Annotated in this window: 12 protein-coding genes; 5 read left to right on the forward strand and 7 right to left on the reverse strand. The window is 48.4% G+C overall.

Going from position 1 to position 13,912, the window contains the following annotated elements; all coding sequences use genetic code 11:
• Positions 1-5: 5 nt before the first annotated feature.
• The 5 genes from R2X38_RS10005 to R2X38_RS10025 all read right to left on the reverse strand — a co-directional run bounded on the left by R2X38_RS10005 (position 6) and on the right by R2X38_RS10025 (position 6,613).
• On the reverse strand, positions 6-1,328 hold the full coding sequence (locus R2X38_RS10005) for an ATP-binding protein (RefSeq protein WP_317522078.1): 1,323 nt from the start codon (positions 1,326-1,328) through the stop codon (positions 6-8).
• 23 nt (positions 1,329-1,351) lie between these two features.
• A complete protein-coding gene (locus R2X38_RS10010) occupies positions 1,352-2,767 on the reverse strand; it encodes an SLC13 family permease (protein WP_317522079.1) in 1,416 nt (471 codons plus the stop codon).
• A 228-nt stretch (positions 2,768-2,995) separates the two neighbouring features.
• Positions 2,996-4,399 carry an MATE family efflux transporter gene (locus R2X38_RS10015; RefSeq protein WP_317522261.1) on the reverse strand — a complete coding sequence of 468 codons (1,404 nt, stop codon included), beginning with the start codon at positions 4,397-4,399 and terminating at the stop codon, positions 2,996-2,998.
• A gap of 203 nt (positions 4,400-4,602) precedes the next feature.
• Positions 4,603-5,019 carry a CBS domain-containing protein gene (locus R2X38_RS10020; RefSeq protein ID WP_317522080.1) on the reverse strand — a complete coding sequence of 139 codons (417 nt, stop codon included), beginning with the start codon at positions 5,017-5,019 and terminating at the stop codon, positions 4,603-4,605.
• 280 nt (positions 5,020-5,299) lie between these two features.
• On the reverse strand, positions 5,300-6,613 hold the full coding sequence (locus tag R2X38_RS10025; RefSeq protein ID WP_317522081.1) for a DUF945 family protein: 1,314 nt from the start codon (positions 6,611-6,613) through the stop codon (positions 5,300-5,302).
• A gap of 258 nt (positions 6,614-6,871) precedes the next feature.
• Between R2X38_RS10025 and R2X38_RS10030 the strand changes: the two genes are divergently transcribed.
• The 4 genes from R2X38_RS10030 (at position 6,872) to R2X38_RS10045 (ending at position 11,229) form a co-directional block, all read left to right on the forward strand.
• Positions 6,872-8,824, forward strand: coding sequence for an ATP-binding protein (locus R2X38_RS10030; RefSeq protein WP_317522082.1), 1,953 nt, complete (start codon positions 6,872-6,874; stop codon positions 8,822-8,824).
• Complete coding sequence (locus R2X38_RS10035; RefSeq protein ID WP_317522083.1) at positions 8,821-9,327, forward strand: response regulator; 507 nt, start codon at positions 8,821-8,823, stop codon at positions 9,325-9,327. The genes R2X38_RS10030 and R2X38_RS10035 overlap by 4 nt, the downstream gene beginning before the upstream one ends.
• A 133-nt stretch (positions 9,328-9,460) precedes the next feature.
• Positions 9,461-10,450 carry a 2-hydroxyacid dehydrogenase gene (locus R2X38_RS10040; RefSeq protein WP_317522084.1) on the forward strand — a complete coding sequence of 330 codons (990 nt, stop codon included), beginning with the start codon at positions 9,461-9,463 and terminating at the stop codon, positions 10,448-10,450.
• A 230-nt stretch (positions 10,451-10,680) separates the two neighbouring features.
• On the forward strand, positions 10,681-11,229 hold the full coding sequence (locus R2X38_RS10045) for a hypothetical protein (RefSeq protein ID WP_317522085.1): 549 nt from the start codon (positions 10,681-10,683) through the stop codon (positions 11,227-11,229).
• Between the two features lie 100 nt (positions 11,230-11,329).
• Here R2X38_RS10045 and dsdC read toward each other — a convergent pair whose 3' ends face one another.
• A complete protein-coding gene (dsdC, locus tag R2X38_RS10050; RefSeq protein WP_317522086.1) occupies positions 11,330-12,232 on the reverse strand; it encodes a DNA-binding transcriptional regulator DsdC in 903 nt (300 codons plus the stop codon).
• Positions 12,233-12,377: 145 nt separating this feature from the next.
• Positions 12,378-12,965 (reverse strand): TfoX/Sxy family DNA transformation protein, encoded by a 588-nt coding sequence (locus R2X38_RS10055; protein WP_317522087.1) that lies wholly within the window; start codon positions 12,963-12,965, stop codon positions 12,378-12,380.
• Between the two features lie 293 nt (positions 12,966-13,258).
• On the opposite strand from R2X38_RS10055, the gene R2X38_RS10060 reads away from it, so the two are divergent.
• A complete protein-coding gene (locus R2X38_RS10060) occupies positions 13,259-13,840 on the forward strand; it encodes an LON peptidase substrate-binding domain-containing protein (RefSeq protein WP_317522088.1) in 582 nt (193 codons plus the stop codon).
• Positions 13,841-13,912 lie beyond the last annotated feature (72 nt).

A 13,912-nucleotide genomic window follows, 5' to 3' on the forward strand; every position in this document is an offset into this window, starting at 1 on the left:
TTCCCTTACGCGATTGGCAGTTTGATACGAAACTTTGTTTTTTCCGGGTCACTTTTCAGTGCAATGGTGCCGCCATAGCTATTGACGATCCGCTGTACAATCGAAAGACCCAGCCCTAATCCGAACGACAACCCACCTTTCTTAGTCGTGAAGTTGGGTTGAAATACCTTGCGCCGCGTCGCTTCATCGATCATCGGCCCGTTGTTGCTGATAGTGATCAGCAAGCGATTTTTCGAATGCCGCGTAATGATTTCGATCTGTGGATCTGGGGTGTCCTCCATCGCATCACACGCATTCTTGATAATATTGACCCACACTTGCACCAACTCTGTGGTGCTTGCCGTCATCGTCGGCAGCACCGCCGGACGCAACACCACATTGACCCGCCTCAAGTTGCTTTGCAGCAGCGCCAGTGATTTATGGATAGTATCGTTGACATCAACCTCCGGCTGGCGGGCATTGTCTGTGCCGCCCAGCTGTTTCACCGAGCGAACAATACTGGCTGCATGCTTAGAAGCGAGCTTCATATCATGCAAATCACGCCCGATATCCCAGTACTGCAGGGCTTCGCCGAGGTTATCCAGCCAATAAGCAGGCACGTCACCGTCAGGCACTGCACGGGCAAGCTGCCTAGCTTGCTCCCTTCCCAAGCCAAGGTCTTGCTGCAGTTGCTTGGCGCGCTTGCGGGCCTGCGCCGAGGTAACCGCCTGCCCATCACAAATCCCCAAATCGAGGAACGGGCTGACTTCCGGTTTGTTCTCTTCCAAGAAACGACAGATCCCTTCCTGCAAGCCTTCGGTTTTACTGCTTAAGACACCAACAGCGTTATTCAGCTCATGGGCGATCCCTGCAGCCAATTGCCCTAAGGTGGTCATCTGCTCAGCGGCATAGAGTTTTTGCAGCGCCTTTTCTTTCTCGATGGCCTGCAGCCCGGTCATCATCTGACGCTGTGCCAACTCGTGCACCATGACAGGCATAAACTGCTCGGCCAAGGAACCATAGGTTTCCGGCTCAACGGCCTGGGTTTTAAGGTCAATCCAAGCAATTTCGCTATCTTTCTCAGCCACCACAGTGGTCGAGGCCATCAATGTTTGGGCAAAAAAGCTATGAACCCCAAAGAACATCCCCTGCTCAACCCGGAACACTTTGGCCGTAACATCCGCTTCATTCTTGAGGTAACCTGACAACTCGCCTTTTTTCACCCAATAGAGCTTGTCGTTGTAGCCGTCTTGTATCAACACCTGCGTGCCCGCCTTGACCGCTTCAGTTCTGGCGGGTTCACAGAAGTAGACATCAATGATCCGCTGCATGGCTTTTGGTTGATGCATGGCGACTCTCTTCTTAGACATGCTTAGATATGGTCAATCAGGTGCAATAGCCAGATCATGGCAAAACTCAATACCACACCGACAACCCCAATGATCACCCCGACCCGGGCCATCTGGTTGCTCTGAACGTGACCTGTCGCATGGGCAAGAGCATTCGGTGGCGTACTGATCGGCAAAGACATACCTAGTGAGGCAGCAAACGTCACCACAAGGATCAGCGTGATTTCACCACCTAATGGCACCAGCGACACCATGGATGTCCCCAAGGCGGCCATAATCGGCATCAGCAAGTTAGCGGTTGCGGTATGTGACATGAAGTTTGCCATCACCAAGCACAGCAACGCCGAGCCAGCCAATACGATATATGGCGAGAAGCTGTCGAACGGAATGCTGTGCACCATCAGCCTAGCAAGGCCAGTCTGATCCAGAGCAAGGCCGAGGGCAATACCGCCCGAGACCAGCCACAGCACATCCCATGAAATTTTCTTCAAGTCTTCCTTGTTGATAATGCCGGTCAACGAGAACACTGCCACTGGGATCAGGGCAACGGTATAAGAGTTCATACCGTGGGCTGAGCCCATCAACCAAAGAATAATTGTCAGGGCAAAGGTGACGTAGACAGTGATTGCCTTTGGCGTCATCAGGAACTTGCCTTTGATGGTCAATTCGATCTTTTCTTGTTTCGCTGGATAAAGTGCGTTGATCAGCACCCAGGCAAACACTAACAAGACCGCAACAAACGGCACACCGAAGAACATCCATTCACCGAAAGTGATCAGGTTATCACCGGTCAGGTACTTCAATGCGATGGCATTAGGTGGGGTGCCAATCGGGGTACCGATACCCCCAATGTTGGCGGCAACCGGGATACACAGGGCAAAGGCAATTTTACCCGGGTCCTTGGCACCGAACAGCGCAATCACTGGTGCCAAAATAGAGAGCATCATGGCGGTGGTAGCAGTGTTTGACATGAACATAGAGAAGATAGCGGTGATCAGCATCAACCCGAACATAACGTACTTTGGCTGGGTACCGAATGGCTTCAGCAATACCCGCGCCAAGTTAACGTCGAGGCGGTACTTGGTTGCCGCCATCGCGAGGAAGAACCCTCCGAGGAACAGCATGATGATCGGACTGGCAAAGGTTGCCATTATGTCGCTGTAGCTGAGTAGCTCACCGAAATGCGGTTGGCCCTCTGCCCCGCGGAACAGGTAAAGCCCTTTGTCAGAGAGCAGCATGAGTTCCAGCACTATGATCACCACCGAGGTGGCATAAATTGGGATCGGCTCCAGCACCCAGCACAAGGCTGCTAGCAAAAAGATCGCAATAACACGCTGCTGTACAACGGTCAGCCCTTCGACAGGAAACGCTGATGCCGGCAGCATCAGAATGATGAGTGGAATGAGGACGGGTATGATCACCCTTAGATATTGGCGCATGTTTACATTATTCCCTTAAAACACAAAATCTTGTGTGCCTGTCACTGCCAAGAACCGCTTTCATCAATAAAAAGCCAGCAGCAACAGCAGCACCGGTAGCGCTTCTGTCTACCGGTATAAATCCAGATGGGGACATTGTGCGTCTATAGGGAGGAAATTTCACCGGAGCAGATCAATAAACCTGTGAAATCTAACTCTTTTTGATGGCTGACTTTGGAATATAAGTTGTTAATTCTTTGCATCGGTTGCCAAGGTCTCATCGATAACGTCCTCATGTCCCATATATGTCCGAGAGGAGCAAAACGGAGTAAGTGGCACGCTTGGCTCAAGAATTTCAGGTTCTTCTTCTTTCTGCTCGTGTTCTGAAGCCATTTTCCGAACTTGGTTTACCACCAGCATGCCGCTGAATATACCAAATACGATGGTTCCCGCTGCCTGCCCCAACAACACGCCTTCCGCGCCGCCTAACTTACCGCCCACCCAAACAAATGGGATAGTCCCTAAAGTGGCTTTACCCATGTTCAGTGCTGTCGACCACGTGGGGCGGTTAAGGTTGTTGAAGGCCGCATTGGCAACAAACATGGCGCCATTAAAGATAAAAGTAATGGCAATCAGAGTACAAAATACCGAGACGAGACTCGCGGCATCCTCTTCCAGGCTAAATGCCGCAATGAGCCAATCCTGCCCTAACCACAGCAACACTGAAACCACCACACAATAGCCAGTGACAAACTTCAGGGCGTCAGAAAGCGAACGGAGAATACGATCCCACCGGCCAGCACCAAAATTCTGCCCGATAATCGGACCGATTGCCCCAGATAATGAGAAGACCAAGGCAAAACACACTGGCATGATCCGGCCTATCACAGCGTAGCCTGCCACGTAGCTTTCACCAAACTGTGCAATATGACTGGTCACGATAGCGTTGCCTATCGGGGTCGCGGTATTGGTTAGAATCGCCGGAAACGCAATGGCACAAATGGGTAATAAAGATGACAGAAACGAACCAATTGCTGGACGGGCAAGCAAATTATGGTGGACAATCACCGCATGAATTGAAAAGACCATCACAGCCACACGCGCAAAAACTGAAGCCGTTGCCGCGCCTTCAACCCCCATTGAGAAGCCGAAGATAAATAAAGGATCGAGAACTGCATTAACCGCCCCACCTATGATGGTTGCGTACATGGAGCGGCGAGCATCGCCTATGCCTCTGAGTGCCGCGCCTGCTGCCATTGACACAGCAACAACGGGAGCGCTGGGCATCAATATCGTCAGGTAATCCATTGCAGCCTCAGCGACAGCCCCTTTAGCCCCAATCATCGCGAGCAAAGACGGTAAATTGTCAAGAACGAAAGAGACCAACACCGCACTGAAGATAACCGCGAAGATCATGACATTTACCGTCACGACCCGTGCCTTTTCCCGTTGGTTAGCGCCTAATGCCCTTGAGACCAGCGCCCCCGTCGCAATAGACGTACCGATAGATGCCGAGGTGGTAAAAAAAACCAAGGTTCCCGCAAAACCGATTGCCGCAGCAAGCTCTATTTCGCCAAGCAAACTGATGAAGAACATGTCGAGCAGGTCGACCAGAAACAGTGCCATCAAGCCAACCGCCCCGGTACCAGACATCACCACAATGTGCTTCATGGGTGAGCCGGTGACAAACTTGGCGTCTTTGTCTGCCTGAGGAGGCGGTTTAGTGTTTTCTTTAGGGGATTGAGACGGCTGCGGCACTGGCTCTCCTAGCAACGCTTATGAAACACTTAGGGTAAGGGGGATACAAAGAAAGGCGCACACAGCGCCTTTTCTTGGTATTGTCAGTTCACTTAACATTACACCGGGTGTTTGAAGCAGTCACCAATTTGGTTACTGATCGCCGTAAGCACATCGCGGCGAGTGATCACCCCAACCAGATGACCGTTTTCTACCACCGGATAGATTTTGGGTTTTTGACCCGCCATGGTATCCGCTAGCTCGATAATCGAATCTTCAGGAGAGACAGTTAATACGTCTGCACGCATACACTCTTCGACGGTATGGGTATCCTGACAGTAGTAACCCACTTTAAGTAATTTATGGATCATATCTTGTTCAGACAAGAAACCGACCACTTTACGTGTCTCATCAACCACAGGACCGCCGATTTGCTTGGCAGAAAGTAACTTGTCCAGCGCTTTGGAAAGAGACATCTTCGGTTCGAATGTCACCGGACGCACATTCATATAATCCTTGACCTTCAACGACTCCATATATCCCCCTAATCATGCTTGCTTGAGCTATCGACGACTCTAAGTGACAGCCCTTCGCAGTAACTTTTCAGATTGGTTCTCCTACGCCGAGGAGCACCTCCTTTTGATATAAGTGTCGTCTATTTCCTTGAAATTACTAAATTGGAAAAAGCGATTTTATCAATAGGTATGACCTATTTACTGTCTATATGCAGCAAAGCTTCCTAATTGAAGGGGAATTAGATACAAAAAAACCGCCGTTACACTCGGCGGTTTCATCGACTTGGCGATTAGCAAGTACTTACATGAATAACATAAACAGCATTGCAAAAGGCAGCTGGTCCCCGTTCGATAGGATCACCTTGTCGCCTTCGATCTGCATATCGAGCAAGTAATGGGTTGCATTGCGCTCGACAATCGCGCTTTGCTCTAGCATGTCGACACGCTCACTGAGTAGCGGATCGGATTCGACCAAGTCAACCGGCAGGCTAAGGTGGATATCACCACCCAAATTCTGAGCAATTTGACCGATATTCTGAGAAATATTGCTGATCCCAGGCGCTATCGTCATATTCAAGCGACTGGTTACCTGTCCTTCCGGTGCCAAGACACTCAGATCATTCACCGAGAAAGCCAGCCCTTTAGCGACCAATGCATCCAAAGCGTCTGAGACGTCCCTGGCTTGCTGTTCGGTAAGTGGCTCTTCCAAATCATCTGTCATGTCGCCCAAACGGCTCAACGATGGATAGTCAAGATCGGAAAAGGCCATCTGGAAATTGAAGTTGCTGTACTCGCTGCCATCAAGCATTACCAACTTACCCACCTTGACATGGTTGGAGTTGGCCAGTTGTAGATCCGCTCTTTCTTCACCTTCCACGGTCTTAGGCTGTGTCAGGATATTCTCCATGCCAACGGCCACAGCAGATAAATCCAAGCTCTGTTCAGAGTTGAGGTCTTTGAAGCTGACGGCCTCAAGCGTCATGGATTGTTCACCAATCCAGAACTGGCCATCCAGATACCCCTTTCCGCCGCCTTTGAGACCTTTCAGCACCATTTCTTCTTGTGCTGTCGTTGTCAGGCTGGCTGCTGGTAACTGGTATTCAAACTCACCAGCACCTTTGGCATTAACCGTACCCTGCATAACGAACGGGGAAACGGCCACGTTGGTGCCGTTGACTTCTGTTGCTTCGATAGGATTGATCTGAAAGGTAAAGTCCGTCTTTCGGGTCAATGCCGTGCTGGTCGTAAAGGTAACAGGTGCTACATTCTCACCCCACAGTGCATTTGCCAGCGGCTGAAGCTCTTCATCCACCAGCAGTTCGCTGGTTGAAGACACCCCCATAAATCCGTGGCTAACATGGTGCTTAACAAACCAAACGGTCGGTAGGCCTTCATCTTCAAAAAGAAACTTCAGCTCATCCTTTAGCTCAATTTTGGACACGGCCTCTGAGTTAAGGTATCCGCGTTGATACGAATCATTGGATACCGCAAGATACGGGTTCTCATATTGGCCAAGTGTATCAAGATAAATGCGCTCGCCAATTTGTCCCGTCGCGAACGGCCAACACAGTGCCACTGCCACAGCACCACCAACGGCACCGATTTTTCCTAGCATTATTTTTAGGTCCCAGATCTGAAGATGAAAGACTCAGTCTATCATAGCTTGCTGAACAATGAATTTATCAATCTATATTGATTTCCTAGGAATTTTTGACATTTATCCAAACAAGTCACACCTTAAACAAGGGATGAAATTATTCTCACGCGATTGCTAGTTGGCTCTCAGTCAAGCCTGCTGTTTTCTTATACACTTAAATCAAAGTATCTAAATATAACAGTCACATAGCAATATTTTGACGTGAAAGGTGTAATGGTGAATAGTTTTGCGATTGTCTGTCTGGACGACGATCCTCTGGTTGTAGAAAAGCTCAATCAGGATTTGGCTGATTTTGCCGATCTTTTTGATATCTATAATGCCTACAGTATTACGGAAGCCAACGATATCCTTGAAGAGATTGCGACCAATAACCAGCGTGTCGCAATGGTGATCTGTGACAATGAGCTTGGCGATGACAAAGGTGTTAACTTTCTGGTCACCCTCGATCAGTACCCTGCCAGTAAACAAGCACGCTCGGTTCTGCTCAATGACATGCCTCAGCTCGATACCATCATGCAGGCCGTTAACGAGGGGCGACTTCACTACTGCCTGACAAAACCGTGGAACTCGCAAGAGCTGAAACAAGTCTTGCTCAAAGAGCTCACTCATTTCGTATTGAAACACCCTGATGAGGACTGGCTCAAATACAGCCAATTACTTGATCACCGCCGGATCCTCAATGCCCATATCGAACGCCAAATGTCTCGCTTCCGGTCTGGCTTTATCCAGCACAGCCATACCCTAGACGATACCAGTTTGGCCAACCAGGTTATCGATGCACTGCACGAGTTCTTTGCCAGCAACGATGAAACCCGTGCCTGCCGTAGCTACAGTGCCAATCATATCCTGACCCAGGAAGGGGAAGCGAATAACTTCCTCTGGTTCATCACCAGCGGTGAAGTTGCGCTGTACAAAAAAGATGAGCACGGTTGCCGCCATGAGGTAGTCAGGGCCGGCCCGGGCCACCTGGTCGGCGGTATGTCTTTCATCTCCGGCGAAAGCTCTTTCTCGACAGGGGTGACCCTATGCGGCACGGATGTAATAAAGCTAGACCGGGAGCTTTTCAACAAAGTTATGAATTCCCGCAGTGAACTGCTGCCATTGTTCACCAACCTCTTACTCCGTAATTTCAACCGCCGCCTCAAAGGCAGTATTCAAACCGAAATGCGTTTGCAGCAGACCCTGAAGTCGCTGGACGAGGCCTATCACCAGCTTGTCGAAAAAGAAAAAATGGCCATGCTGGGGCAACTGGTAGCAGGTGTTGCACACGAGCTCAATAATCCAGTCTCTGCCATATTGCGCGGCAGCGATACACTCAAGCAGACAATTGGCACCATCACCAACACCCCCCTCAGTCATGAAAATCAGGATCGTGGCAATGAGATTATGCAGCAGGCTATGCAGTCACGGCCTTTGTCCACATCTGAAGCCCGCCAACGCGCCAAGCAACTAACAGGAGTACTCGGCGACAAGCAACTGGCCCGCAAGGTCGTTCAAATGGGCATTGATGACGCAACCCACCTCGAGCAATGGCTGCTACCACAGAAAAATCAATTACCGCAGGTATTATCGGAATGGGAAAACTACTATCAGATGGGCAACTTCCTGCGCTCTATCAATGTCTGCGCCCAGCGCATTGCCGATCTGGTCAAAAGCCTGAAAAGCTATGCCCGGCAAGATGACGAGTCCATCCACTTTGTCGATATCCACGAAGGATTAGAAGACACCTTGGTGATCTTCGAGAACAAATTGAAACGCCATCACGTCGTCAAGGAATACAGCTTGCTACCCCCAGTCTATTGCCAGCCTATCGCCTTGCAACAGGTGTGGACTAACCTAATATCCAATGCCCTCGATGCTGTTGAAGAGCCGGGTGAAATCAAAGTGATCACCCGGCAAGTCACTGATGAACTTACCGGCCAGCAAGCGGTTGAAGTCATCGTTGAAGACAACGGCAAGGGTATACCGCCGGAGCAGCAAGCAAAAATTTTCGAATTGAATTTTACCACCAAGCGAGAAGGCAACTTCGGCCTTGGAATCGGGTTATCTGTCTGCCAGCAGATCATCCATCAACACAATGGCAGCATAAGGGTTGAATCCAAACCCGGATTATTTACCAAAATGATAGTGACTTTGCCTTTGGGCGAGGCAGTTAAGGAGAGCCTATGAACAAATATCTGATCCTTTGCGTTGATGATGAACGCGAAGTCCTTGATAGCGTCATCAATGATCTTCGAGCGCTGGAAGAGTACTTTGTTATTGAAGCCGCTGAGTCTGTGGATGAGGCAAAGGAAGTCCTTGCCGATACCATTGCTGATCATATCCCACTGGCACTGATTCTGTGTGACCACATCATGCCTGGCGAAACGGGGATAGATTTTCTTATCGAACTCAAGCATCAAGAAGAGTCCTGCAATGCACGTAAGGTATTGCTAACCGGTCAGGCAGGGCTTGAAGAAACCGTGCAGGCCGTCAACAACGCCAGCCTGGATTACTACATTGCCAAGCCATGGAATGGTGATCAGCTAAAACAGATCGTCATTGATCAGCTGACGACCTATATGATCGACAATGAATCAGAAGCGGAATTGCTAGCTTGGATGCAGATCCTCGATACCAACAGGATCATGGAAGCACTGAGCCACCGCCGATTATCGCTGTCGGACATATAACCCTACAAATTTAATTGTCATACAAACCTTTTCGGGACAGGGCTAAAAGTGTTATCTTGGTCACAAAACTATAAGATCAATTACACTATTCCAAGGCTTAAGCCGAGGAACAGTCAACCCGAAAAGGTGATCCATGAAAGTTGCAGTCTTCAGCACCAAAAAGTATGACCAGAATTCCTTCGAGCTGATCAATCAGCACTACAACCATCAGCTCGACTTTTACGACTTCCGCTTAACTCCACAGACCGTCAAAATCGTGCAGGGCTATGATGCCGTCTGTGCCTTCGTCAACGATGACTTAAGCCGGCCAGTGCTGGAAGCTTTGGCAGAAAACCAAGTAAAACTGATAGCAATGCGCTGTGCCGGCTACGATAAAGTCGATACTGAAGCGGCAAAATCACTCGGTATTCAAGTTGTCCGTGTTCCAGCTTACTCTCCTGAAGCAATTGCAGAGCATACCCTTGGCCTAATGCTCAGCCTTAACCGCCGCATCCACCGTGCTTACCAGCGTACCCGTGATGCTAATTTCTCCCTTGAAGGCTTAACCGGATTCAACTTCCACGGCAAAACCGTTGGGGTAATCGGTACGGGTAAAATCGGCATTGCAACTATCCGCATTTTAAAGGGACTGGGCATGAATGTTCTTGCCTACGACCCATATGAAAACCCAGTCGCTATAGATTTAGGTGTGGAGTACACCAGTTTAGATGACATCTACAGCCAGGCTGATGTCATTACCTTGCACTGCCCGATGACCGAAGAAAACTACCACATGCTCAACGCTGATGCGTTCGACAAAATGCGTGATGGGGTAATGATCATCAACACCAGCCGTGGTGAGTTGCTCAACTCCAAAGATGCTATCGAGGCGCTGAAAAGCAGTAAAATCGGCTCTTTGGGCATTGATGTGTATGAGAACGAAAAAGATCTGTTCTTTGAGGACAAGTCCAACGATGTGATCAAGGATGACGTCTTCCGCCGCCTATCTGCATGCCACAATGTGCTTTTCACCGGTCACCAGGCTTTTTTGACTGAAGAGGCCCTTGGCAATATTGCTGATACCACGTTGAAGAACATGTCCTTGTTTGAACAAGAGAAACACTCAGGCAATGAATTGATTTAATCAGCTATTTCGATTTATTCAGCAACAACTTATGGGCAGGGTATCTCCTGTCCTTTACAACTCCAAACAGTAACGAACAGAAAGCGATCACAATTTTTTACCAATTTGGTCGACTCTTAGGCCAAAATACGTAAAAAACAACCAGCAAAATTCCACAAAACTGCTATGAACACTGCCTTTTGTCCATTAAAATAGTGCAATTAATTTTTAGCCCATTGGACAAATTTGTCATGCGTAAAATTCTAATTGCTTCAGGTCTTGTCCTGGCATCTGTGTCGGCCGCTCAGGCAAATGCTCAACCGACTATGAGCAACTTCAGCTATGACTACGCTGAAGCTCGTATTGGCATCAGCCCGCTGACCTACGGTGCTGGTTTCAGCACATCTATCCACCCTAATGCCCACATTACCGGTAGCGTTGATACTGAATTCGACAGCGACTGGGATGCTGCACTTGGTGTGGGTTTCCACGCACCAGTGAACAACTGGGCTGACATCACTGGTGAACTTAAGGCCCGTAGTGCTAAAAACAAAAGCGCGCTGAAAAGCTCTAGCGGTAAGTTCGGCGTAGAAGTGAACCTAGGTATTCGCCAGTGGTTGGGTCCACAGCTAGAAGTTGGCGGCACGATAGGCCACTTGAACATCGATGAGTACGAAGAAGTGATTGGTAGCGTTTACGGCCGCTTCCACGCAACCGAGCTGTTCTCTGTCGGCGTGACAGGTCGTTTCAACGATCTTTACGGTGATCAGGTTATGCTATCAACTCGATTCAAGTTCTAAGTATCGAGAGATAAACTGATAAATAGCAAACGCCCTGCATGCACATGCAGGGCGTTTTCTTTTTGGCACGGAGCAAATCGTTAAGACTGCCTCTTGAGCGCTATTGCACTTCACCGAGCCAGTCGATAAATGCCTTTACCCGCGGTGACGTTGCCATTTCCTTGCGGCACACCAAATAATAATTTTGTGGAGAGGGTACCGATAAGGTAAATGGAGTAACCAAACGCCCTGATTGCAGTTGCTCAGCAATGAATGAAGCCCGCCCTATTGCCACCCCTATACCACGTTCAGCAGCCTGAAGAGCCAAGTCTGAACGGTCAAAAGTACACCCCGATTCAGGAAGCACTACCCCATTTTGCTGAGCCCAGTATTGCCATTCATCGTTTTTACCTGCCCTAGCCCAAGGCGCGGCATCGTGCAGTAGCATGCAAGACATCAATTTAGCTGGGTTACCATACAGGCCATGTTGCTCGGCATATTCATGGCTGCAGACAGGTACCATGCTTTCATCCATGAGTTTGACCACATGAAGCCCTGTATACTTACCATTGCCAAAATAGATAGCACAGTCGAAAGATTCAGTATGGAAGTCCACCAGCTCATTTCTGGTCCGCAAGTGAAACCGAAGCGCAGGATATTTATCCATAAAGCTGCTCAGCCGAGGCAACAGCCAACGCTGAGCAAAAGTAGGAGGTACAGAGACATTGAGATCACCACTTAGCTCTAGTGTTCTCAGATCCCTCAACTCATTGGCAATATCGCCAAAGTTAAGTGCCAATACCTCCTTGAGCCGCCTACCTTCATCCGTCAGGGTCAGCTTACGCGGCTGGCGTATAAACAGCTTTACACCTAATGATTCTTCCAGATTCTTTATTTTATGGCTTACTGCACTTTGCGTGAGGCAGAGGATTTCTGCCGCCCGGGTAAAGCTCATTTGATCGGCAGCAATAAGGAAGCAATGGAGCCCCGAGAGAACAGGCCCAGTCAAACGTGGTAATCGCATATATCTTTGAACAGCATGGATTTATCATCACATGATATACCCAAAACTCGCGATATTCCCCCTCTACAGCCCTTTGGTTCGGTAAAAAATAAAAAACCACTGAAGAGCAGTGGCTTTTTTGATTTGGTAAAATAAGAGAGCCAACTTATTCAACGTCACGTAATAAGCGTTGCTTCTGATCGTCTTTCAGTAGCGTCCAGTGGCAGCCGTCAATCGCGCCAGCAAACATCCATAACAATTTTACATCCAAATCTTTACCTTGGCTTTTCCGAACCTTGCGGAAAACTTCCACTGCACCTAAAGAGACAAAACTGCTGACATCTGGCACACCCGCTTTTTTGACCATACGCTCCAACGTTAATCGCATATTAGGTAAGTCTCTAATTCTTTTGCTTTTATCAGACATCTTGTAGTTTTTGTCAGATGTTGATATCGCAATGGAATCCCTAACCAACTTTGCACTTAACGGCAAGTCCTGGTGGTAGATGTGGGTAATATCATAATAATTTACGACAGCTGTCGTACTGCGCTTGATATGCCTGAATTTTTCGCAGCCTAACAACGTCAATTGTTGGTCGAGTTCATCACCACCGCGAAGGAATAATGCCTCATCGGTAATGATAGCGTACATGGCACTGTCGATAAAAATGCCTGTCCCCCCGAACATTGAGCGTTTTTCAAAGCCACCAAATTCGTGCAAATAATTAAATATCTCTTCCCTGAATCCTAGCACAATTATTCTCCCATTAAACGTTAATGGTTTGTCTTTTATCCAGAAACGCTGAACCGAATCGCGTTATTAAGATGACTTTGGCACAGCCTGAAAATAATCGCCACATATGAAACAATGAACATTTAAAAGTGAGAATTTAGACATATTACGGAGCGAAAAATAAGCGTTTTGTGCCAATTTCGACCGGATTTTTACTGCTAAAAAAACCGACGGATGTCCCAAAATATGCAGTAGCCACTATCTTTATTCTTATCACTAACTTTCATTTTATGGGTATTCTTTTAGGCGATACCATGAAAAAAACCGCTCTTTACCCATCAAGCGTTCATCTTCTGCCAGGAGGAAGGGCCTCGTATACCCTAGTAGAAAAGCGGCATCTGAGAATGCTGAAAGAGTCTCTGGCCAACAAGTCACCTTTTGCCGTCTGTATGATCAATGAGTCAGAGGAAGAGAGTGAGCTCAAACAGATCCCAGCTATCGCCACAGAGTGTAACGTCATCAATTTTGACCAGGCAGAAGCTAACCTGCTATCTATTGTGGTTGAAGGAACACAGAAAATCCGTCTTCACGGCATTACATTGGACAATGATGGCTTGATGCAAGGAGACTCGACGCTATACCCTAATTGGCAGTCTGAGCCTATCCTAGCGCGCGACGAAGAAATTGCTGAAAAGCTAAAAATGTTTTTCCAATCCATGCCAGAGATCGGTGCGTTATACCCATCTCCTCAATACGAGGATATTTCCTGGGTTTGTCAGCGCTGGATTGAAGTCCTCCCCCTAGAAGTTCACTACAAACAGCTCTTAATCACGCAGGATAACGCTAAGTTAACCACCCGTTTCTTACATAAATTACTCCATTCGCCTGAAAATTGAGCACCTAAACAGTAAGTCGCGAAATTCTGACGATCGCTATATCTATCCCTATCCGGTCCCGATAGAATAACG

Origin of the sequence: Photobacterium rosenbergii (assembly GCF_033022775.1) — a bacterium.
Classification (GTDB): domain Bacteria; phylum Pseudomonadota; class Gammaproteobacteria; order Enterobacterales; family Vibrionaceae; genus Photobacterium; species Photobacterium rosenbergii_A.

Bases quoted from the DNA above. Each gene is read 5' to 3' on its own strand.
- R2X38_RS10020 (WP_317522080.1), bottom strand. From the start codon at position 5,019: ATGGAGTCGTTGAAGGTCAAGGATTATATGAATGTGCGTCCGGTGACA.
- R2X38_RS10015 (WP_317522261.1), bottom strand. From the start codon at position 4,399: ATGTCTGGTACCGGGGCGGTTGGCTTGATGGCACTGTTTCTGGTCGAC.
- R2X38_RS10045 (WP_317522085.1), top strand. From the start codon at position 10,681: ATGCGTAAAATTCTAATTGCTTCAGGTCTTGTCCTGGCATCTGTGTCG.
- R2X38_RS10025 (WP_317522081.1), bottom strand. From the start codon at position 6,613: ATGCTAGGAAAAATCGGTGCCGTTGGTGGTGCTGTGGCAGTGGCACTG.
- R2X38_RS10005 (WP_317522078.1), bottom strand. From the start codon at position 1,328: ATGCATCAACCAAAAGCCATGCAGCGGATCATTGATGTCTACTTCTGT.
- R2X38_RS10035 (WP_317522083.1), top strand. From the start codon at position 8,821: ATGAACAAATATCTGATCCTTTGCGTTGATGATGAACGCGAAGTCCTT.
- dsdC (WP_317522086.1), bottom strand. From the start codon at position 12,232: ATGCGATTACCACGTTTGACTGGGCCTGTTCTCTCGGGGCTCCATTGC.
- R2X38_RS10010 (WP_317522079.1), bottom strand. From the start codon at position 2,767: ATGCGCCAATATCTAAGGGTGATCATACCCGTCCTCATTCCACTCATC.
- R2X38_RS10060 (WP_317522088.1), top strand. From the start codon at position 13,259: ATGAAAAAAACCGCTCTTTACCCATCAAGCGTTCATCTTCTGCCAGGA.
- R2X38_RS10040 (WP_317522084.1), top strand. From the start codon at position 9,461: ATGAAAGTTGCAGTCTTCAGCACCAAAAAGTATGACCAGAATTCCTTC.